The following is a 19,588-nucleotide window of genomic DNA, read 5'->3' on the forward strand; positions in this document are numbered from 1 at the left end:
CCGATCCGATCAAGTGTTGAAACGCCGAAGGCCACTTTCGGTCAAAACCGCGTGCAGCCGGACGTCATGAGGTTCTGCCGGCACAGATGCCACTTCCTGACAATCGAAGGCAATGCCGATGAGGCGGGGATTTAAGCCTTTTCTGTGCAAACGATCGATGGCGCGGTCGTAATAACCGCCGCCATAACCAATCCGCTGGCCCGTTGCGTCAAAAGCGGCCAACGGCACCAGCATCAGGTCGGGATCGAGCACGGCCGCTTCCGGCCCCGGTCCATAGGTGCCAAAGCCCATGGACACCAGTTCGGCACCGGGCACCAGCTCGCGAAACACGATGGTCTGCTTGTCGAGGATGACGGGAAGCGTGATGCGGGCACCGGTCTGGCGCAGCGAGGAGAGGAGCGGCCGGATATCGGCCTCGGAGCGGATCGGCAGAAAGCCGGAGACGACGGAAAATGGCGTCCCGGCGCGGAACGCTGCCTCGCCATGGTCTGCGATGGACAGGCTTTTTTCGATGCGCTCGGCTTCGGCAAGGGCATCGCGCGCAAGAAGCCGCTCCTTGCGCAGCAGAACCTTTTCCTGGACCTTATCCGTCATGCGTCGGCCAGCTTGCGCACCAGAAGCTTGTCGATACGCCGGCCGTCGAGGTCGATCACCTCGAAGGACCAGCCGTTCCAGACAAAACTTTCGCCGAGCTGCGGCAGGTGCTTTAACTCATCAATCACAAAGCCGGCGACGGTCTCGTAATCGGGGTCATCCTTCATGGGAAAGCCCATCTGGTGGGCAAACTCGTCCACCGGCATCCAGCCGGCCACGAGATAGGAGCCGTCCTCGCGCAGCACGACGGCCGGCTCATCGACATTGTCTTCCTCAAAGACGCCGGTAATGGCTTCCAGAATGTCGCCGGAGGTGACGATACCTTCGAAATGACCGTATTCGTCATAGACCAGCACCATCTGTGCAGACGTGCGGCGCAGGCCCTGGATTACGTCGATGGCGCCGGTGAGGTCGGACACGACGGGGGCCTCGCGCATGCGATTGCGGATGTCGAGGTCGACCCCCTGCACGATCGCTTCATAGGCATCTTTCACGAACAGGACGCCCAAAATTTCGTCGGACGAGCCGTTGCGCACGGGAAGGCGCGAGCGCGGTGTGTTGCGCAACTGTTCGCGGATTTCGGACAGATCGTCCTCGATGTCGATCACTTCGACGTCGCGGCGCGGGGTCATCAGGCCGCGGGCGGTGCGGTCGGCAAGGCGCATGACGCCTGATATCATCGCGGATTCTTCCGATTCGATCACGCCGGCGCTATGGGCTTCGGCAAGCACGCTGCGGATTTCCTCGTCTGTCACCCGGTCGTTCGATTGACCCTGCTGGCCGAGAAGCTTCAGAACCGCGCGTCCGGACGCATCCAGCAACCAGACGAGGGGAAGCGAGATTTTTGACAGGATCACCATGGCGGGCGCCACGCGGGCGGCGACATTTTCCGGGGCGCGAAGCGCAATCTGCTTGGGCACCAGCTCGCCGACGATCAGCGACAGATAGGTGATGGCGACAACCACCGTGCCGACGCCGAGGCCATCGGACAGGGCCGGCGACAGCCCCTGTTCCTGTAGCCAGCCGGCCAGACGTGCACCCAGCGTTGCACCCGAAAAGGCGCCGGAGAGCACGCCGACCAGCGTGATGCCGATCTGGACGGTGGAGAGGAAGCGGCCAGGGTTTTCCGCAAGGCGCATGGCCATGGCGGCGCTTTTATTGCCCTGTTCGGCCATCATTTTCAAACGGATGGTGCGCGAAGAGACAACCGCCAGTTCCGACATGGCAAGAACGCCGTTCAGAATGGTAAGGCAGACGACAATCAGAATTTCGGTAAACAAGAGACACTCTTCGGTTATCGCCAGGGATCTTGGCCGCACAATACACGGCGATCCCGGATCGGCACGCTAACCGGCCGATCCTGCCGGCCGAAACCCGCACAAAAATCTTGCGGAGTGGCAGGCTGACGTTGCGGCAATCTTAGCGGCGCAGCCTTTGCATTGCAACAGGATCAGCCGGGATTGGCCGCCAGTTCAAGGCTGAGTTCGGCGCGTGTGCCGACGGCGCAGGGCACGTAACGAATGGCGGAACCCAGCGTGGTGGCCATGGAGCGCACGATCCGGCTGCCAAGACCGGTGCCTTTCGGGCTCGATCCTTCCTCCAGCCCGACGCCATCATCCTCGACGGCAAGCAATGCCTCGTTGTCGCCCTGGCGCGTGAGCGTTACCCGCACTTCGCCCTCGACGCCTGCCGGATAGGCATATTTGATGGCGTTGGTCAGAAGTTCAGTAACAATCATGCCGACGGAAACGGCACGGTCCGAGGTGAGCGAGACGGGCTCCGCCGAGAGCCGGATCGATGGCCCCTGGCTTTCCACATTGACGGAGCTTTGCACCTCCTGCACCAGCGTGCCGAGATATTTGTTCATTTCGACATGGCGCACGTCATCAGAGGTGTAGAGGCTGCGATGCATGCCGGCGATGGCGGAAATGCGTGCCTGCGTTTCCGACAGCGCCTCGCGCACGGTTTCGTCACGGCTGTTGGTGGCCTGCAGGCGGATGAGGGCGGCAACCAGCGCAAGGCTGTTGGCCACACGATGGTTGACCTCTGCCAACAGAACCTCGGCGCGCTCCTTGCCCAGGCGTATCTCCTGTTCGGCGCGCTCCTTTGCGCGGCGAAGCTCGGCGGTGGCAATCGCATGCGTCAGCGCGCTGTCCATCAGCGACCAGAATTCGTCGCCGACGGTCTTGATCACATAGTCCGAGGCGCCGCTCTTCAAGGCATCGACGGCAATCGTCGCTTCGCTGGAGCCGGTGACATAGATCGTCGGCACCGTGATCCCCCGGTTGTGGAAGGTTCGGAGAATATCGAGGCCGGTCTCCGTGCGTAGATAATGATCGAGCACCACGGCATCGAACTTCTGCGCGCCCAGCGCTGCAAGGCAGCTCTCACCGTCGATAACATGGCTAACAGAGTAGCCGACGCGACCGAGAGACCGTTGCGCGAGACGCCCGAGCGCCACGTCGTCGTCAACATAAAGGATGGTCTTCTGCGGCATCGGCTCCACGGGGTGTTCAGGGTATTTGCATGACGGAGAAGAACAGGCCCAACTGCCGGATGGCATTTGCAAAGCTGTCGTAATCCACCGGCTTGGTGATGTAAACATTGGCGCCCATATCGTAACAGCGCTGGATCTCGCGCTCGTCATCCGTCGTCGTCAGGATCACCACCGGCAGGCGCTTGGCATGCGCGTTGGATTTCACCTTTTCCAGAATGTCGAGGCCCGACATATCCGGCAGGTTGAGATCGAGCAGGATCAGCATGTAGCGGTTCTGGATATTGTCGCCGGTCCGATCCGTGCCCAGAATATAGTCGAGCGCTTCGTTGCCATTGGTGAACGGCACGATCTCGTTGTTGACGCCGGCGCGGCGCACGTTCTTTTCGATGAGGCGCGCATGGCCCTCATCATCCTCGACCATCACGATGGTGACTTCGCGGCCTGCTGCCTTCATGACCCGTTACTCCTGACATACTGGGATAAATCCATCGGCAGGCGGATGATGAAAGTCGACCCGCCGCCAAGCGTCGATGTCACCGTAATTTCCCCGCCTAAATTTCTGACTAATGATCGGACATGTGCAAGGCCAATGCCTTCTCCAGGGCTGTTCTGCAGGCCGGAGCGGCGGAACAGCTCGAATACACGCTCATGGTCTTCCGGTGCGATGCCGCGCCCATTGTCGGAAACTTCGATGCGCAGCGCGTTTCGCCCCACAGTAAAGGCGCGCACAATGAGATTGAGTGCGCGGGAAGGGTCCTTGTATTTGACGGCATTGTCAAACAGGTTGCCGAAGATTTGCTCCAGCGAAAACCGATCGGTGACCAGCGAGCGTGCCGCAGACACCGAAATCGACACCTCGCCGCCGCCTTCGCTGACTTGGTGGTTGATGCTGTCGGCGGTCGCTTCCAGCAGAGACTGCAGATCGACCCGTTCCGGCTTCAGATCACGGCGCCCATCGCGGGAAATCTTCAGGATGGCGTTGATGAGGCCGTCCATCTTTTTGGTCGAGGAGCGAATGAACGAAATCGCTTCCGGCAGATCCTCCTCCACCGCAAGACGCGCCTCGCGCACCTCATCGTCACGAAGCGTTTGGGTGTTTTCGGCCAGCACGTAAACGCGGATGGATTTCAGCGTCTGTTCCAACTCGCTGGTAAAACCCATGATATTGACGAGCGGCGCACGCAGGTCGTGCGAGACGATATAGGCATAACGCTGGATTTCACGATTGGCCTGGATGAGGTCTTCGGTGCGCTCGTTGACACGCTCCTCAAGCCCCGTATTCAGTTCCTCCACCTCGTGGTGGGCGCGCGAAAGCTCGCGCACATGCTGCATGACGACGAAGATCGCGCCTCCTACGACGGCCATGATGACCAGTCCGCCGCCGATGGTGAACCATTGCAGCATGGAGGCGACATCGCGCAGTTCCTGCACGCCGGAGGTCAGCTTGCGGTCGAGATCGCCGGTCAGCGTCGCAAGCTGGGCACTGATATCGTCCATCATTTGCCGGCCCGCGGCGTTGCGCACGATGTCGATCGCGGCATCGAAGCGGCCGGCGGTTGCCAGATCCACCGTAGATTTCATCTCGTTGAGCTTGGCCACCAGCAGCGCATCGAACTGCTGCATGGAAAAGGTCACGGCCGTCTGGTTGGCATAAGTCCTCTCCAGCCGCTGCCGCTGGTCCGCCATGCCCTGGATGGCCGCCGTGTACGGTTTCAGGAAGCTCTCGTCGCCGGTGATGAGGTAGCCGCGCTGGCCGGCTTCCGCCGAACGCAGGTAAAGCATCGTATCGGCGGCAGCGCTTCTGAGCGCGCGCAGGCGAACGACGTCATCAAAATAGCTCTGTGTCATGCGGGAAAGAACGACGGAGGCAATGACAATGGCTGCGAGAACCGCAGCGCCGATGAACAGCATCAGCAGCGATGAGCGTGCAAACTTGGTATTTGTAAATGGCATGGTACGCGAAAAACCTGTCCCCTGGTTGCGGGACATGGTTCACCACTCGCGTATTTCAAGAGGGTCTTCGACGCCGCACCGCCATTTACCCCTGAATTCGAAGGGTTGGCGTCGACATCTTGGCAATGGATACCAAGTGCTGCGTCTTGTGTGCCTGCCTCGACGGGCAAAGCCTTTAAATGCAGTCGAAAGTCGAAAAAGGTGCGATCCACGGCGACCGATGGATTTTTACGATCCTGGGTGCCTACAAACGTAGGTGGGCGCCATATGTCCAAGCCCACGGGCCTGGTCAGGGACAGCTCCCTTTGGATCGAGTATGGCCCCAGGGATTGTGGTTCCTGTCGGGAAGCGCAGACCGCATCAGCAATATAGGTGAGGATTGACGTCGCCGCCAGTGGCTGTCGCGTTAATTCGACGGCGCCTGCGGGCGGGCATTCAGCTTGGCGGTGATGCCGTTCAGCCGGGCAGCCAATTCCCCGATGGCCGCCGCAATGGCCTCTTCGCTGCGCTGCTGCTGTTCGGCTGCACCTTCACGGGTGTTGCGCAGGCCAGCCAGTTCGTTTTCAAGTGCTGCGATCCGCCGCTCGGCTTCGGAGAGTTCGTCCATCACCATGATGCCGGCCATGACGGTGACGCGCAGGTCGCCAATTTCGCCGAATTGGCTTTTCAGGTGCCCGACATAGCGGTCGAAACGCGCGGCGAGATCTTCCAGATGGCCCTGCTGGCCTTCCTCGCAGGCCATGCGGTAGGCCTTGCCGTCGATCATCACTGTGACTTGCGCCATGCGCTTAACTCTACCTTCTGCTGGCTATCGGTCGAGAACGGCGCGGATGGTTTCCATCGCCGTCACCAGCCGGCGGGACACCTCGCGGTTGACTTCCTCCAGCCGGTTTGCGCGAAATTCGGACTGGTCGAGTTCCTGGGCAAGGCGGGCGCGATCGGCATGGACGCGGCGCACCTCGTTTTCCACGTCGGAAGCTTCGCGCTGGCGTTCAACGCGCATATCGATGGCGTTTTCCAGGCCGTTCACGGCGTTGCGAAGCTCGGATAGGGCTGCATTCAACGTTTTTTCCACCGGCATCCTGCTGGTACTCAAAGCCCGCCAGGGCAATCACGAATCGTGATGACCCGCTGTGTCGTCGTCCACGTACACTAGGCGTGGCAAAGGAGGCGGTCAATAAAGCCGGGGCGGGTGAGCCCTCGCTTAGCTGTGGATCGCGTTGTTTTACACCGTTTTTCCGGCGAGCGCGCAAAAGCTGGCACGGCGGGCGCGGGGTCATTCTCGCCCTGCACCATTTGTCGCGGGAACACATTGTGGAACGTGCCGTTTGTTGACTTGGCCGTTGCACCTGATAAGGATCGACCGCGCCTCATTTGGTCCTTTCGAAGGGCCGTGATTGACACTGCGAACCAGCGGACTAGCCATGACCTCTCCAGAAAAACATAACCGGATGGCAAACGCGATCCGTTTCCTTGCCATGGATGCTGTCGAGAAGGCCAATTCCGGCCATCCGGGCCTTCCGATGGGTGCGGCCGACGTCGCCACGGTCCTGTTCAGCCGTTACCTGAAGTTTGATCCGAAGAACCCGCTCTGGCCCGACCGCGACCGCTTCGTGCTGTCGGCCGGCCACGGCTCGATGCTTCTCTATTCGCTCCTCTATCTCACGGGATACGAGGATATGACGATCGAGGACATCAAGCAGTTCCGCCAGCTGGGCTCCAAGACCGCCGGCCATCCGGAATACGGTCACGCCTCCGGCATCGAAACGACCACTGGCCCGCTCGGCCAGGGCATTGCCAATGCCGTGGGCATGGCGATTGCTGAACGCAAGCTTGGCGCCGAATTCGGCACCGACCTGCAGAACCACCACACCTATGTTCTGGTGGGTGACGGTTGCCTCATGGAAGGCATCAGCCAGGAAGCCATCGCGCTTGCCGGTCACCTCAAGCTGAACAAGCTCGTGGTGTTCTGGGACGACAACAAGATCACCATCGACGGTGCCGTGTCGCTGTCGGATTCGACCGACCAGATTGCCCGCTTCAAGTCGGTCAACTGGAACACGATCGAAGTCGATGGCCATAACCAGGACGAAATCGCCGCTGCCATCGAGGCGGCTCAGAAGTCCGACCGCCCGACCTTCATTGCCTGCAAGACCATTATCGGTTTTGGCGCGCCCAATAAGCAGGGCACCCACAAGGTCCACGGCAATCCGCTGGGTGCGGAAGAAATTGCGGCGGCCCGCAAGTCGCTGAACTGGGAATCGGAAGCTTTTGCCATTCCAGCCGACGTGCTGGATGCCTGGCGCCTGGCCGGCCTGCGCTCCACCAAGGCGCGCAAGGAATGGGAAGAGCGTCTGGCTGCAACGGCTTCCGAAAAGCGCGCCGAATTCGTGCGTCGTTTCGCCGGCGATCTGCCCGGTGGTTTCGACAGCGCCATCGATGCCTTCAAGAAGAAGGTCGCCGCCAACAACCCGACGGTTGCCACCCGCAAGGCTTCCGAAGACGTGCTGGAAGTGATCAACGGCCTGTTGCCGGAAACGTTTGGCGGCTCGGCCGACCTGACGCCCTCCAACAACACCAAGACCAGCCAGATGACGTCGATCACGCCGACGGATTTCTCCGGCCGCTACATGCACTGGGGCATTCGCGAACATGCGACGGCTGCTGCCATGAACGGTATTGCGCTGCATGGCGGCCTGATCCCGTATTCCGGCGGCTTCCTGATCTTCTCCGATTATTGCCGCCCGTCGGTGCGCCTCGCGGCCCTCATGGGCATCCGCGTTGTGCATGTGTGGACGCATGATTCGATCGGCGTTGGCGAAGACGGCCCGACCCACCAGCCGGTGGAACACGTGGCAGCCCTTCGCGCCATCCCGAACCTCATGCTCTTCCGTCCGGCCGACGAGACCGAGACGGCCGAGTGCTGGCAGATTGCGCTCAACGAAAAGCATCGCCCCTCGGGCCTGGCGCTGACCCGCCAGAACCTGATGCCGGTTCGCCTCGAATACGAGGAAAAGAACCTTTGCGCCCAGGGCGCCTACGAGCTGGTCTCGTCGAGCGATGCCAAGGTGTCGATCTTTGCCTCCGGTTCGGAAGTCGAGATTGCGGTGAAGGCGGCTCAGGCTCTCGAAGCCAAGGGTGTTGCCACCCGCGTCGTTTCGGTTCCGTGCGTGGAACTGTTCTTCGAGCAGTCCGACGACTACCGCGAAGCGATCATCGGCCATTCCCCGGTGAAGATTGCCGTGGAAGCAGCCGTGCGCGAAGGCTGGGATGCCTTCATCGGCAATGACGGCGCCTTTATCGGCATGAAGTCCTTCGGGGCCTCCGGTCCGGCCAAGGAGTTGTACAAGCATTTTGGCATCACGGTCGAGGCCGTCGTCGCCGCAGCCGAAGCCAAGCTCTGAGTTGATCTAGGTTCAGGCAGGAGCGCCGTCGGCGCTCTAAAGTCCAGGTGACGGCGTCGCCGCCGCATCCATCAGGCGAGGTGCCGCCGGCGCCTCGCAGTTTCGATAAAAGCCCATTTTCGAGGGAGTGAATGCATATGACTGTCAAGGTTGCCATCAATGGTTTCGGCCGCATCGGCCGCAATGTCCTGCGCGCCATCGTCGAATCCGGTCGCACGGATATCGAAGTGGTTGCCATCAACGATCTCGGCCCGGTCGAGACGAATGCACACCTGCTGCGTTACGATTCGATCCACGGCAAGTTCCCGGCCTCGGTCGAAGTGTCTGGTGATACCATCATCGTGGGCGGCGGCAAGCCGATCAAGGTTACGGCTGTGCGCAACCCGGCCGAACTGCCGCATGGCGAACTCGGTGTCGATATCGCTCTGGAATGCACCGGCATCTTCACCTCGCGCGACAAGGCTGCTGCCCACCTGACGGCTGGCGCCAAGCGCGTCATCGTTTCGGCACCGGCCGATGGCGCTGACCTGACTGTCGTCTTTGGTGTCAACGACGACCAGTTGACCAGCGAACACCTGGTCATCTCCAACGCGTCCTGCACCACGAATTGCCTGGTTCCGGTCGTCAAGGTTCTCGACGACGCCATCGGCATCGATCATGGTTTCATGACCACGATCCACTCCTACACGGGTGACCAGCCGACGCTCGACACCATGCACAAGGATCTCTACCGCGCCCGCGCGGCAGCGCTTTCCATGATCCCAACCTCGACCGGTGCTGCCAAGGCCGTTGGCCTGGTTCTGCCGCACCTGAAGGGCAAGCTGGACGGCACCTCGATCCGCGTGCCGACCCCGAACGTCTCGGTCGTCGACTTCAAGTTCGTTGCCAAGAAGAACACCACGGTTGAAGAAGTCAACAACGCCATCATCGCTGCCTCCAACGGCGCGCTGAAGGGCATCCTCGGCTTCACCGACGAGCCGCTGGTTTCCCGCGACTTCAACCACGACAGCCATTCCTCGATCTTCGCCCTTGACCAGACGAAGGTTCTCGAAGGCAATTTCGTGCGTATCCTCACCTGGTACGACAACGAATGGGGCTTCTCCAACCGCATGTCAGATACGGCTGTGGCGCTGGCAAAGACCATCTGATCCCACTGCACGGCAATCCCTTCGAGGCGGCTGGAGAAATCCTGCCGCCTTTTTCGTGGGCGCCCTTTTGTCTCCTCGGATCTTGCACGCTCTGCGTAAAGCGCATCGCGCACCTAAGTCTGGTAGCCTCCTGGAAATATGCGCGGGTGATCTGCCGCTTTTTGCCGCTTCGCCCTTCTCTTGCCGGATTTGATCGTGCCTAATTGGCTATTGCCTGATTCTTGCCGGTGAGCGCCGGACCTGCATCTTTTTCCTGTTCCGCTTCTTGTCGAAGCGGTCGCGCGGCACGCATGATGCGAATGCCGTGATGATGAAGCCGTATGCGAAGGGGAGGGATGCGACAGGGGATATAAGCAAGACTGTTGCCGCGCCACGTTTGAGAGTTGCGGTGACCTGAAGAACGGAAGAGGGGAGCGCAAGCCTTGGAGGCCTTTTACATCATCCTGCTGGTGGGAACGATCCTGGTGCTGGCGGCCGCCTTCTCCAGTCTTCTCGCCTTCCGGTTCGGCGCTCCGCTGCTGCTCGTCTTCCTGCTGATCGGGCTTGTGGCTGGGGTCGATGGCATCGGCATCGAGTTCAGCAATTACCCCGTCGCCTATATGATGGGATCTCTGGCGCTCGCCGTCATCCTGTTCGATAGCGGTTTCGGCACGTCCCTCCATTCCTTCCGCATCGCCGCCGTGCCCGCCATCACCATGGCCTCGCTCGGCGTGGTGCTGACAGCCTCCATCTTTGCCTTCGCCGCCTCGCTGTTTCTGGGGCTGAGCTGGCTGGAAGGCCTGCTCCTCGGCTCCATCGTTGCCTCCACCGATGCGGCCGCCGTATTCTTCCTGCTGCGCATCGGCGGCATTCATATCCGCGACAAGGTGCGCTCCTCGCTCGAGGTGGAATCGGGCACCAACGATCCGATGGCGGTGTTTCTGACGATTGCGCTGGTGGAGCTGATCAGTTCCGGCCATGGCGCCTCCGGCTTCAACCTCGATCTGCTGACGATGTTCGTGAAGCAGATGGGCCTTGGCGGGGCGCTTGGCCTTCTCGGCGGCATCATGATCGTTGCCGTGCTCAACCGCCTGCCTGTTGACCGGGGGCTGGCGCCGATTTTTGTTCTCGCACTGTCGCTGCTGGTGTTTTCCTTCACCGGTGCCGTTGGCGGCAGCGGCTTCCTGGCCGTTTATGTCGCGGGCATCTTTGCCGGAAACCGCAAGATCTTTGCCAAGGAAGCCATCACCCGTTTCCAGGACGGTCTGACATGGCTTGCCCAGATCATCATGTTCCTGCTGCTCGGCCTGCTTGCCACGCCCTCGCAGTTTCCCGCCATCCTGTTGCCGGCCATCGGCCTTGCGCTGTTTCTCATCTTCGTCGCCCGCCCGATTGCGGTGTGGCTGAGCCTTCTGCCGTTCGATTTTACCCAGCAGGAAATCGGCTTCGTCGCCTGGGTCGGGCTTCGCGGCGCGGTCTCCATCCTGCTTGGCATCATGCCGATCCTTGGCGGCATCGATGACGGTCATGTCTATTTCAATACGGCCTTTATCATCGTGCTGGTCTCGCTTCTGGTGCAGGGCTGGACGATCAAGCCGGTGGCCGAACGGCTCGGCCTCATCATACCCAAGCGCATGGGCGAGGTGGACAAGGTGGAGCTGGACCTGCCGGGCCGCGCCACGCACGAACTGATTTCCTACCGTGTGATCAGGGATAGCCCGGTGCTGCGCGGCGAGCGCATCCCGCGCTGGGCAACGCCCTCGCTCGTCGTGCGCGATGGCCGCAGCATGCGCTATCAGTATGCCGGGCGTCTCCGGGAAAAGGATTATGTCTATCTCTTCATCGCGCCGGGCTATTCGCGCCTACTCGACCGGCTGTTTGCCAGCCGCGCGCCTGTCGATGAGGACGATGCGGACTTCTTCGGCGCCTTTGCCATCTCGGCAAGCCGTCCCTCGCGCGAACTCGATGCCGCCTATGGGCCGGGCCTGCTGACCGTTGCCGAACAGGCGATGACCATCGGCGACCTCATGACCTACCGTCTCGGCGGCAATGCCGAATATGCCGACCGCGTGCGCCTCGGCTCGATCATCCTCATCGTGCGCGAACTCGATGAGAACGACCACATCCGTTCCGTCGGAATTTCGCTAGAACCGGTGGAGCCGGCCATCTCTCTGCCGATCTTCATCAACTTTCGCGAAATCGCCCATCGCGTGCGCGATACGCTGCGTCGTTACCGGGGCAAACCCACGCCTGCCGCAGCCGTTGCGTCGGCCGCACCGACTGTTGCGGAGCCTTTCGAAACGGACCCGCCACCGTCTGCCGGGCCGGGCGAAAATCAGCCCTGATTGCCGCCCGTCCCGGGCTTGCGTCATCGGTCAGGTGGGGTATGGTCCGCATCGAAATCACAACCCTAAACAACGGATGCAGACCATGGCGGCCTTCAAGACCCTCGACGACCTTTCCGACATTGCCGGCAAGCGCGTTCTCGTGCGCGTCGATCTCAACGTGCCCGTATCGGATGGCAAGGTGAGCGATGTCACGCGCATCGAGCGCGTGGCCCCCACCATTCTGGAATTGTCGGGCAAGGGCGCCAAGGTGATCCTGCTCGCCCATTTCGGCCGCCCGAAGGGTGCGCCGGTCGCCGACATGTCGCTGAAGCTGATCGCGCCGGCCGTCGAGGCCGTGCTGGACCATGCGGTCCTCTTTGCCGCTGATTGCATCGGAGAGGCCGCCGCAGACGCCGTGTCGGGCATGGCAAACGGCGATATCCTGCTTCTCGAAAACACCCGCTTCCACGCCGGCGAGGAAAAGAACGATCCGGCCTTTACCAAGGCGCTTGCTGAAAACGGCGATATCTACATCAACGACGCCTTTTCCGCCGCCCACCGTGCGCATTCCTCGACGGAAGGCCTTGCGCACCTTCTGCCGGCCTATGCCGGTCGCACCATGCAGCAGGAACTGGAAGCGCTGGAAAAGGGCCTTGGCAACCCCACCCGTCCGGTCGTTGCCATCGTCGGCGGCGCCAAGGTGTCCACCAAGATCGATCTCCTGATGAACCTTGTGAAGCGCGTCGATGCGCTGGTCATCGGCGGCGGCATGGCCAACACGTTTATCGCTGCGCGTGGCACGAATGTCGGCAAGTCGCTCTGCGAACATGATCTGGCCGATCTTGCCAAGAAGATCATGATCGAAGCGGCAAACGCCAATTGCGCCATCGTGCTGCCCGTCGACGGCGTCGTTGCCCGCGAGTTCAAGGCGGGCGCGGCCAATGAAGTCGTCGATATCGAGGCGATCCCGGCCGATGCGATGATGCTGGATGTCGGCCCCGAAACCATCGAATTGATCGGCGGCTGGATCGAAAAGGCGCAGACGCTGGTCTGGAACGGCCCGCTTGGCGCGTTTGAAATCGAGCCCTTCGATAAGGCAACGGTCGCGGCTGCAAAGCTTGCGGCTGAAGAAACCAAGGCCGGCAAGCTCGTCTCCGTCGCCGGTGGTGGCGACACGGTGTCGGCGCTCAACCATGCGGGCGTTGCCGACGATTTCTCCTATGTCTCCACAGCCGGCGGCGCCTTCCTGGAATGGATGGAAGGCAAGGAACTGCCCGGCGTTGCCGTTCTGCAGAAGAGCGCATAAGCGCGACATGTTAGCGCAGGCGAGGTCTTTTCCAAGCACCTCGCCTGCGGATACAAACAGATTTAAATTATTTTAGATATTTTAAACGATTGAAATAAATTCAATCGTTTCAACTCCTAAGCATAGGATTTCCCTGCATAAAAACTTCTGTTATCCGCGGATGGTATCTTGCGAGATATGAACGCATAGTGCGCCGACTTTAGGGACAGGAGTGTAAGCATGGGGTACGCCAAGATGTTGGACAGGATGAGTTCCGCGCCGGGATTTATTGCGGCGCTGGATCAGAGTGGTGGTTCAACACCCGGAGCGTTGCGTCTTTATGGCGTGTCCGACAGCGATTACAGCAGTGAAGAGGACATGTTCCGGCTGATGCACGCCATGCGCGTGCGCATCATGACCGCCCCTGCATTTTCGAGCGACAAGGTCATTGGCGCCATCCTGTTCGAGCGCACGATGGATGGTGATGTGGATGGCCAGCCGGTTCCCTCCTATCTCTGGGAAAACCGCGGCGTCGTGCCCTTCCTCAAGGTCGACAAGGGCCTGAATGCGGAAGAAAACGGCGTTCAGACCATGAAGCCGATGCCCGATCTCGACGCGCTCCTCATCCGTGGCCGCGAAAAGGGTATTTTCGGCACCAAGATGCGTTCCGTCATTGCCCATGCGGACAGAGCCGGCATTGCCGCCGTCGTCAAGCAGCAGTTCGAGGTGGCCCGCCAGATCATCGGCCAGGGCCTGATGCCGATCATCGAACCTGAAGTTTCCATCAAGAGCCCGACCAAGGCAGAAGCCGAAGCCATTCTGCGCGACGAGATCATCGCCGAACTCGACAAGCTGCCTTCTGGCGTCACCGTCATGCTGAAGCTGACGATCCCCACGGTTGCAGATTTTTATGCGCCGCTCGTTGCCCATCCGTCGGTCGTGCGCCTCGTGGCGCTGTCGGGCGGCTACAGCACGGTGGATGCCTGCGAGAAGCTCAGCCACAACCATGGCATGATCGCCAGTTTCTCGCGCGGCCTGACGGAAGGCCTGCGCGTTTCGATGAGCGACGAAGAGTTCAATACGAGCCTCGGCGCAACTATCGATCAGATCTGCGCGGCGAGCGTCAACAAAATCTGATTCCTCGCCTTTCTGGAGGAGGAGAAGGGTCGCTCCCGAGAGGGGGCGGCCCTTCACATTTTCTGATGGATTGCGTCAAAAGCTTTGGCTGGTGAAACGGCAGCCGCTGCGATAGCCATGCGGCTCAACATCAGGAGCGGCAGGCATGGGCACAGCAGGAATGGGCACAGCAGCATTCGTTACCACCGACGTCTTCACCACGGAGCGTTTTGCCGGCAATCCGCTGGCGGTATTTCCCGATGCGCGCGGCATCAGTGACGAAGCCATGCAGAAGATTGCCGCCGAGTTCGGTTATTCGGAAATCACCTTCGTGCTGCCGTCGGAAGATCCCGCAAACGATGCGCGGGTGCGGATTTTTACGCCAACCGCCGAAATTCCCTTTGCCGGCCACCCCAATGTCGGAACCGCCTTCGTCCTTGGGCAAGAGAGCCATCTCTTCGGCCGCGCCATCGGCGATGTGCTGAGGTTTGAAGAAAAGGCAGGCCTGGTCGAGGTGGTTCTGAAGCGAGACGACGCTGCGGTGGTGGGTGCCACCATCCGCGCGCCGCAACCGCTGGTCATCGGTGATGCGGTGCCGGGAGACGTCATCCTCGCCTGCGCCAGCCTGCCGGAGGGTGCCTTACGGCTGGACCGTCATCTGCCACGATCCGCCTCCGTTGGCTTGCCTTTTGTCGTGGCGGAGGTAACCGATCTGGCCACCCTTGGCCGCGCCCGCCCGAACCTTGCCGCCTTTGGCGATGCCGCCGCAAGCCATGGTCCGTCGCCGCATGAATTTTCGCTGTTTCTCTATGTGCGGGACGACAACGATCCGTGGCATCTGCGGGCCCGCATGTTTGCGCCGCTCGACAATGTCATCGAAGACCCCGCCACCGGCAGCGCGTCCGGCGCCCTGTCGGCGTTTCTGGCAAGTCTCGACGACAGAGCCGACGCCGAGTTTCAGGTCACCATCGAGCAGGGCGTGGAAATGGGCCGCCGCAGCCTGATCGAGCTTGCCGTGACCAAGGAGGCGGGCACTGCGCGCGATGTGCGCATCAGCGGCCGCTGCGTCAGCGTCATGGAAGGCCGCATCACGTTCTGATGGGCCTTAAACCGGCTGCCGCTCAAGCGCTGCGCAAATGGAGCGGGCCACACCTTGCGCCTGCACGCGAATATCCGGCACGGCGGTGATTTCCCAGAACCGCCCGGCCGTCAGCGCGCCGACCACATAAATGTGACGATGGGTATCGCCGCTGCGTGCCACCAATTGCGACTGTCCGTTGACGACGATGCCAAGCCCGAGCGGATCGCCCTGCAACTGGCCGCGCGACGCCATCGCCTGCAACAGCGGCGAATGGCGAATGCCGGCCCGTTCCATGCCGGTACAGTTGACGATCCAGTCGGCGCTGAGGCGCTCCAGTCCGCTTGTGCCACGTTTGCGATAGGTGAGGGTTACACCCGGATCGGTCGCCTCGATACGCTGCAGGAAACCGGCATGAACCCGAACGGTGCCATCTGCCACAAGCTGCTTCAGTTCCACGCCGACATCGGGTGCCAGCCGGTGGCGGTGGATGGTCCACCAGGCAAGGGCATGGCGAAGAAACCGTGCCTTCTGCTCTTCGTTCAGCTGTTGCCAAAGGTTTTGCGTGTGCGGCCGAAGCCCGTCCATCACCGCGCGCCAGGGGGCGCCCGCGCGCACCTTGCGACGCAGGTGGGCGAGAAGCGTACTGATCTGCCGGTCCGTTTCGGGAACGTCCAAGGGAACGGGCGTGCCGTGATGGACATCATGGGCGTGCGGCAACAGCCCGCGCCGGGAGAGGACATGGATCTGGCCGCGATGGCCGGTGGCGCGCAGCGCCAGCACCTGATCCACCATGGTCAGCCCCGATCCGAGCATGGCGACGCGCTCATGGCGCCCGACCTTCGACAGCCAGCTCAGCCGCCACGGATTTTCAACGATGACGGCGCGCGCGGCAGGGGCGATGGTATCGCCGCCGAGCGGAAGCGGCGCACTGCCGACGCCGAGACAGAGCACGGTTGCCTTCACCGCCAGCCCATCGCCGTTGTCCAGCCGGATGAGGGTCGTTTCCGGCCCGATATCGAGGCAGCCGACGGCCTTTGCCTTGATGAAATCCACCTTGGCGCGGCTGTCGCGCTCGCGCAGCAGGGATGCCAGCCGGTCGCGCAGGTAAAGGCCGAAATCGCTGCGCGGGGCAAAGTCGCTGCCGGAAATCGGACGCTCGTGGTCACGCAGCCAGTCGAGAAAATCCTCCGGCGCATCCGGGTCGATCGACATGCGCGCGGCCGGAACGTTGAGGCGGTGCAGGTGGAATTCGCTGCGATAGGCCGTTCCGCGCCCGAACCCGGGATCGTCTCCGACGACGGCAATGCGGGCGGATGCGGGCAGGTGCCGCATCAGGTTGATGGTGACTGCGATGGCCGAAAATCCGGCCCCGACGACGGCGACATCATACTTCATGCGCGCTCCTGGTTGCCCGCCGGTCATCATGAACCGGTGGTTCCGCTTGCCAAGAGTTTAATCTCTATCGATCCGGTAGAGATTTCAAGGGCGCATGGGCGGGAAAATTTATCGCCGGTTTTCAGGTGAAATCGCGCAGCAGCAGCGTCACGGCCCACAGCGCAAAAGCCAGAACCGCGATCCGCCAGAAATCGCTGCGGCGCTTCAGGAAGGGCAGGCCGAGCGGCTTGATGAGATGTACGATCATGGCCAGGATGAGCAGGAGGCCGATCAGTTTCGTCATGATTTTTCCGGCTCATGCGAGGTCAGCCACAGGCTGGACATTTTTGGTCTGCACCACAGATAGGCGTGGGGAGAGAGATTCGATACCAATTCTTTTGTGGTTGGAAGCCGGCTCGCTGTCCTTTGCGCCGCCAATCGTCGTTTCATGCGGAAATAACTGCTGCATCAGGGGCGTTTGGCACTGCAAGTTTAACCATTGCCGTGCTTTGTTGCAGGGCAGAAACTGAACCGAACGCCAACGGTCTCTCTCAATGCCTCGCAATATCCTGCCTGTTCTCAGTCTTCTTATCGGTACGCTTTTCCTGTTTCTGGGCAATGGCCTGCAGGGCCTGCTTTTGCCGGTGCGCGGAACGCATGAAGGATATTCCAACGAGGTGCTGGGCCTGCTTGGCACCACCTGGGCCGGCGGCTTTGTGCTCGGGTGTTTTGTTGCCCCGCAGCTTGTGCGCCGCATCGGTCATGTCCGGGCTTTTTCCGGCTTCGGCGCCATCATCTGCCTCAACGTTCTCGTCACCGGCATGGTCGTGCATGACGGCGCCTGGCTGACGCTGCGGGCCGTCACCGGTTTCTGCACGGCAGGCACCTCGATGATCATCGAAAGCTGGCTGAACGAGCGGGCGACCAATGAAAGCCGTGGCGCGATCTTCTCGCTCTACATTTCCATCACCCTGATGGGCGTGGTTGGTGGGCAGCTTCTGGTCGGACTGGCGGATGTCACGACACCGTTCCTGTTCATGGTCTGCGGCATTCTCTATTGCCTCGCCATCCTGCCGACGACGCTGTCGACGGCCGCTTCTCCGCAACCGTTGAAACGGGTGAGCCTCGATCTTCCGGCGCTCTACCGAAATTCGCCGGTGTCCTTCGTCGGCATCCTGATGATCGGCATCGCCAATGGCGCTTATGGTACGCTGGTGGCCGTTTTTGCCTCCCAGGCCGGCATGCACCAGTCCACCATCGCCATCATGGTCAGCATCACCATCTTTGCCGGCGCCATCATGCAGTTTCCGGCAGGCCGCCTGTCCGACCGCATGGACCGGCGTTTCGTGCTGGCGGGGCTGTCGGGCCTTTCGGCTGTGGCCGGTGCGCTGCTCTTCGTGTTCCAGCCGATGCATGTCTACGTCATCATTCCGCTTGTGGCGGTCTATGGGGCGGCCGCCAACGCGCTTTATCCCATTGCGGTTGCCCACGCCAACGACTTCGCCTCCTCGGAAGATTTCGTAAAAGTGTCCGGCGGTCTGCTGCTGCTGTTCGGCATCGGCACGATCATCGGTCCGACACTGGGCGGCCCGGTCATGACGCATTTCGGCCCGCACGCGCTGTTTGCCGTCACCGCCTGCGCCCATATCGCCGTTGTCGCCCATGCGATTTTCCGCAGCCGGCAGAGGGCCGCCTTGCCCCGCGCCGAAAAGGACAATTACGCAACGGCGCCTGCCGCCAATGCGCCGCTTGCCACGCCTGAGAGCTTGATGCTCGATCCGCGTGCCCCTGCCGATGGCGAGGCGCGCTGATCAGGCGACGGGATGACACAATGACACGATTGTGAGCCGGGGTTAAAACTTCCGGCTGGACGCTGTTCAAGACATGCCGCATCTTTTCTCAACCGGACCGGACGAGGGAGTGGCATGATGCTGCGGACTGTCGCATTCGCTCTGCTGTCGATGACGGCGCTTATTGCCACGGCGCACGCCCAGTCATCTCTTCCATCGCCGCGACCATCCCCTTCGCAAATGCCCGTCAGCCAGTGCCAGGCTATTGCGCAGGCGGTGCCCAGAGCCACGTTTGCAAGCTTTGCGCCCTATGAGATCGCGCAGGCAAAGGTGAACCGCGAAGACGTGAAGATCACCTTCATCGGCCATTCCACCTACCAGATCGAAAGCCCTGAAGGCGTGGTGATCGCCACCGATTACAGCGGTTATCACCGCCCGACCGTGACGCCCGACGTGGTGACGATGAACAAGGCGCATTCCACCCATTTTACCCTGTCGCCCGATCCTGCCATCGAACACGTATTGCCCGGCTGGAGTGACGTGCCCGGCGAAAAGGCCGAACATCATGTGATGGTCGGCGACAGCTATATCCGCAATGTCTCCACCGATATTCGCGCCTACGGCGGTTTTGAAGAAAACGGCAATTCCATCTTCATCTTCGAAATGGCGGGCCTCTGCATCGGTCATCTCGGCCATCTCCATCATGAGTTGACGGATACGCACTATGCCGAAATCGGTCGCCTGGACGTGCTGATGGTGCCCACCGATGGCGGGTTGACGATGGGGGCGGATAGCATGAGCCGTGTGGTGCAACGGCTGCGCTCATCACTGATCCTGCCGATGCACCGCGGCGGGCCGTCGCTTGACCGGTTTCTTGCGATGTTCGATAGCCGCTTTGACATCGTTTACGCCGATCGCCCCGCCCTGACTGTGTCCCTGCGCAACCTGCCACGCAAGCCGCAGATCATCGTGCCGCAGGGGCTATAAGAAACGCCGCGCATCCCTGTTGGATACGCGGCGCAAAATGCCTGATGGATATT

General features: G+C 61.3%; 17 protein-coding genes and 1 other RNA gene. 8 read left to right on the plus strand and 10 right to left on the minus strand.

Translation table 11 applies throughout. From position 1 onward, the window contains the following. Positions 1-9: 9 nt before the first annotated feature. The 8 genes from AC4CWF_RS04505 to AC4CWF_RS04540 all read right to left on the minus strand — a co-directional run bounded on the left by AC4CWF_RS04505 (position 10) and on the right by AC4CWF_RS04540 (position 6,125). A complete protein-coding gene (locus AC4CWF_RS04505) occupies positions 10-594 on the minus strand; it encodes a 5-formyltetrahydrofolate cyclo-ligase (RefSeq protein ID WP_491283942.1) in 585 nt (194 codons plus the stop codon). Then, positions 591-1,859 carry a hemolysin family protein gene (locus tag AC4CWF_RS04510; protein ID WP_491285211.1) on the minus strand — a complete coding sequence of 423 codons (1,269 nt, stop codon included), beginning with the start codon at positions 1,857-1,859 and terminating at the stop codon, positions 591-593. Before AC4CWF_RS04510 ends, AC4CWF_RS04505 begins: the two co-directional genes overlap by 4 nt. A gap of 185 nt (positions 1,860-2,044) precedes the next feature. Then, positions 2,045-3,091 (minus strand): sensor histidine kinase, encoded by a 1,047-nt coding sequence (locus AC4CWF_RS04515; protein ID WP_491283943.1) that lies wholly within the window; start codon positions 3,089-3,091, stop codon positions 2,045-2,047. A 16-nt stretch (positions 3,092-3,107) separates the two neighbouring features. After that, positions 3,108-3,545 (minus strand): response regulator, encoded by a 438-nt coding sequence (locus tag AC4CWF_RS04520; RefSeq protein ID WP_491283944.1) that lies wholly within the window; start codon positions 3,543-3,545, stop codon positions 3,108-3,110. Further along, positions 3,542-5,044 carry a sensor histidine kinase gene (locus tag AC4CWF_RS04525; protein WP_491283945.1) on the minus strand — a complete coding sequence of 501 codons (1,503 nt, stop codon included), beginning with the start codon at positions 5,042-5,044 and terminating at the stop codon, positions 3,542-3,544. The genes AC4CWF_RS04520 and AC4CWF_RS04525 overlap by 4 nt, the downstream gene beginning before the upstream one ends. A gap of 201 nt (positions 5,045-5,245) precedes the next feature. Continuing rightward, positions 5,246-5,404: non-coding RNA, 6S RNA (gene ssrS / locus AC4CWF_RS04530), on the minus strand. Positions 5,405-5,450: 46 nt separating this feature from the next. Next, a complete protein-coding gene (locus tag AC4CWF_RS04535; protein WP_491283946.1) occupies positions 5,451-5,828 on the minus strand; it encodes a cell division protein ZapA in 378 nt (125 codons plus the stop codon). Positions 5,829-5,852: 24 nt separating this feature from the next. Continuing rightward, positions 5,853-6,125 carry a DUF4164 domain-containing protein gene (locus AC4CWF_RS04540; protein WP_491283947.1) on the minus strand — a complete coding sequence of 91 codons (273 nt, stop codon included), beginning with the start codon at positions 6,123-6,125 and terminating at the stop codon, positions 5,853-5,855. Positions 6,126-6,468: 343 nt separating this feature from the next. On the opposite strand from AC4CWF_RS04540, the gene tkt reads away from it, so the two are divergent. From tkt to AC4CWF_RS04570, 6 genes are all read left to right on the plus strand, one after another. Then, positions 6,469-8,448: a transketolase gene (gene tkt / locus AC4CWF_RS04545; protein WP_491283948.1), complete on the plus strand. Its 1,980-nt coding sequence runs from the start codon at positions 6,469-6,471 to the stop codon at positions 8,446-8,448. 137 nt (positions 8,449-8,585) lie between these two features. Next, the gene (gene gap, locus AC4CWF_RS04550) at positions 8,586-9,596 is read left to right on the plus strand and encodes a type I glyceraldehyde-3-phosphate dehydrogenase (RefSeq protein ID WP_491283949.1); all 1,011 of its coding nucleotides are present in this window, start codon (positions 8,586-8,588) and stop codon (positions 9,594-9,596) included. Between the two features lie 422 nt (positions 9,597-10,018). Then, positions 10,019-11,920 carry a potassium/proton antiporter gene (locus AC4CWF_RS04555; RefSeq protein ID WP_491283950.1) on the plus strand — a complete coding sequence of 634 codons (1,902 nt, stop codon included), beginning with the start codon at positions 10,019-10,021 and terminating at the stop codon, positions 11,918-11,920. 85 nt (positions 11,921-12,005) lie between these two features. After that, positions 12,006-13,208, plus strand: a complete 1,203-nt coding sequence (locus tag AC4CWF_RS04560; protein WP_491283951.1) for a phosphoglycerate kinase — start codon at positions 12,006-12,008, stop codon at positions 13,206-13,208. 219 nt (positions 13,209-13,427) lie between these two features. Then, entirely contained in the window at positions 13,428-14,324 is an 897-nt protein-coding gene (locus tag AC4CWF_RS04565; protein ID WP_491283952.1) for a fructose bisphosphate aldolase, read from the plus strand. A gap of 160 nt (positions 14,325-14,484) precedes the next feature. Then, a complete protein-coding gene (locus tag AC4CWF_RS04570) occupies positions 14,485-15,402 on the plus strand; it encodes a PhzF family phenazine biosynthesis protein (protein WP_491285213.1) in 918 nt (305 codons plus the stop codon). A 6-nt stretch (positions 15,403-15,408) separates the two neighbouring features. On the opposite strand, the gene AC4CWF_RS04575 is transcribed toward AC4CWF_RS04570, so the two are convergent. After that, positions 15,409-16,779: an FAD/NAD(P)-binding protein gene (locus tag AC4CWF_RS04575; RefSeq protein WP_491283953.1), complete on the minus strand. Its 1,371-nt coding sequence runs from the start codon at positions 16,777-16,779 to the stop codon at positions 15,409-15,411. 121 nt (positions 16,780-16,900) lie between these two features. After that, complete coding sequence (locus AC4CWF_RS04580; protein WP_491283954.1) at positions 16,901-17,062, minus strand: hypothetical protein; 162 nt, start codon at positions 17,060-17,062, stop codon at positions 16,901-16,903. 250 nt (positions 17,063-17,312) lie between these two features. Here AC4CWF_RS04580 and AC4CWF_RS04585 point away from each other — a divergent pair, with 250 nt between their 5' ends. Then, a complete protein-coding gene (locus AC4CWF_RS04585) occupies positions 17,313-18,569 on the plus strand; it encodes an MFS transporter (protein WP_491283955.1) in 1,257 nt (418 codons plus the stop codon). A gap of 114 nt (positions 18,570-18,683) precedes the next feature. Further along, positions 18,684-19,535 carry an MBL fold metallo-hydrolase gene (locus AC4CWF_RS04590; RefSeq protein WP_491283956.1) on the plus strand — a complete coding sequence of 284 codons (852 nt, stop codon included), beginning with the start codon at positions 18,684-18,686 and terminating at the stop codon, positions 19,533-19,535. Positions 19,536-19,588: the final 53 nt, after the last annotated feature.

The sequence above is a fragment of the Neorhizobium sp. PAMB6630 genome (assembly GCF_058242775.1).

Bases quoted from the DNA above. Each gene is read 5' to 3' on its own strand.
- AC4CWF_RS04505 (WP_491283942.1), bottom strand. From the start codon at position 594: ATGACGGATAAGGTCCAGGAAAAGGTTCTGCTGCGCAAGGAGCGGCTT.
- AC4CWF_RS04560 (WP_491283951.1), top strand. From the start codon at position 12,006: ATGGCGGCCTTCAAGACCCTCGACGACCTTTCCGACATTGCCGGCAAG.
- AC4CWF_RS04585 (WP_491283955.1), top strand. From the start codon at position 17,313: ATGCCTCGCAATATCCTGCCTGTTCTCAGTCTTCTTATCGGTACGCTT.
- AC4CWF_RS04565 (WP_491283952.1), top strand. From the start codon at position 13,428: ATGGGGTACGCCAAGATGTTGGACAGGATGAGTTCCGCGCCGGGATTT.
- AC4CWF_RS04525 (WP_491283945.1), bottom strand. From the start codon at position 5,044: ATGCCATTTACAAATACCAAGTTTGCACGCTCATCGCTGCTGATGCTG.
- AC4CWF_RS04515 (WP_491283943.1), bottom strand. From the start codon at position 3,091: ATGCCGCAGAAGACCATCCTTTATGTTGACGACGACGTGGCGCTCGGG.
- gap (WP_491283949.1), top strand. From the start codon at position 8,586: ATGACTGTCAAGGTTGCCATCAATGGTTTCGGCCGCATCGGCCGCAAT.
- AC4CWF_RS04520 (WP_491283944.1), bottom strand. From the start codon at position 3,545: ATGAAGGCAGCAGGCCGCGAAGTCACCATCGTGATGGTCGAGGATGAT.
- AC4CWF_RS04535 (WP_491283946.1), bottom strand. From the start codon at position 5,828: ATGGCGCAAGTCACAGTGATGATCGACGGCAAGGCCTACCGCATGGCC.
- AC4CWF_RS04540 (WP_491283947.1), bottom strand. From the start codon at position 6,125: ATGCCGGTGGAAAAAACGTTGAATGCAGCCCTATCCGAGCTTCGCAAC.
- tkt (WP_491283948.1), top strand. From the start codon at position 6,469: ATGACCTCTCCAGAAAAACATAACCGGATGGCAAACGCGATCCGTTTC.
- AC4CWF_RS04575 (WP_491283953.1), bottom strand. From the start codon at position 16,779: ATGAAGTATGATGTCGCCGTCGTCGGGGCCGGATTTTCGGCCATCGCA.
- AC4CWF_RS04580 (WP_491283954.1), bottom strand. From the start codon at position 17,062: ATGACGAAACTGATCGGCCTCCTGCTCATCCTGGCCATGATCGTACAT.
- AC4CWF_RS04570 (WP_491285213.1), top strand. From the start codon at position 14,485: ATGGGCACAGCAGCATTCGTTACCACCGACGTCTTCACCACGGAGCGT.
- AC4CWF_RS04590 (WP_491283956.1), top strand. From the start codon at position 18,684: ATGATGCTGCGGACTGTCGCATTCGCTCTGCTGTCGATGACGGCGCTT.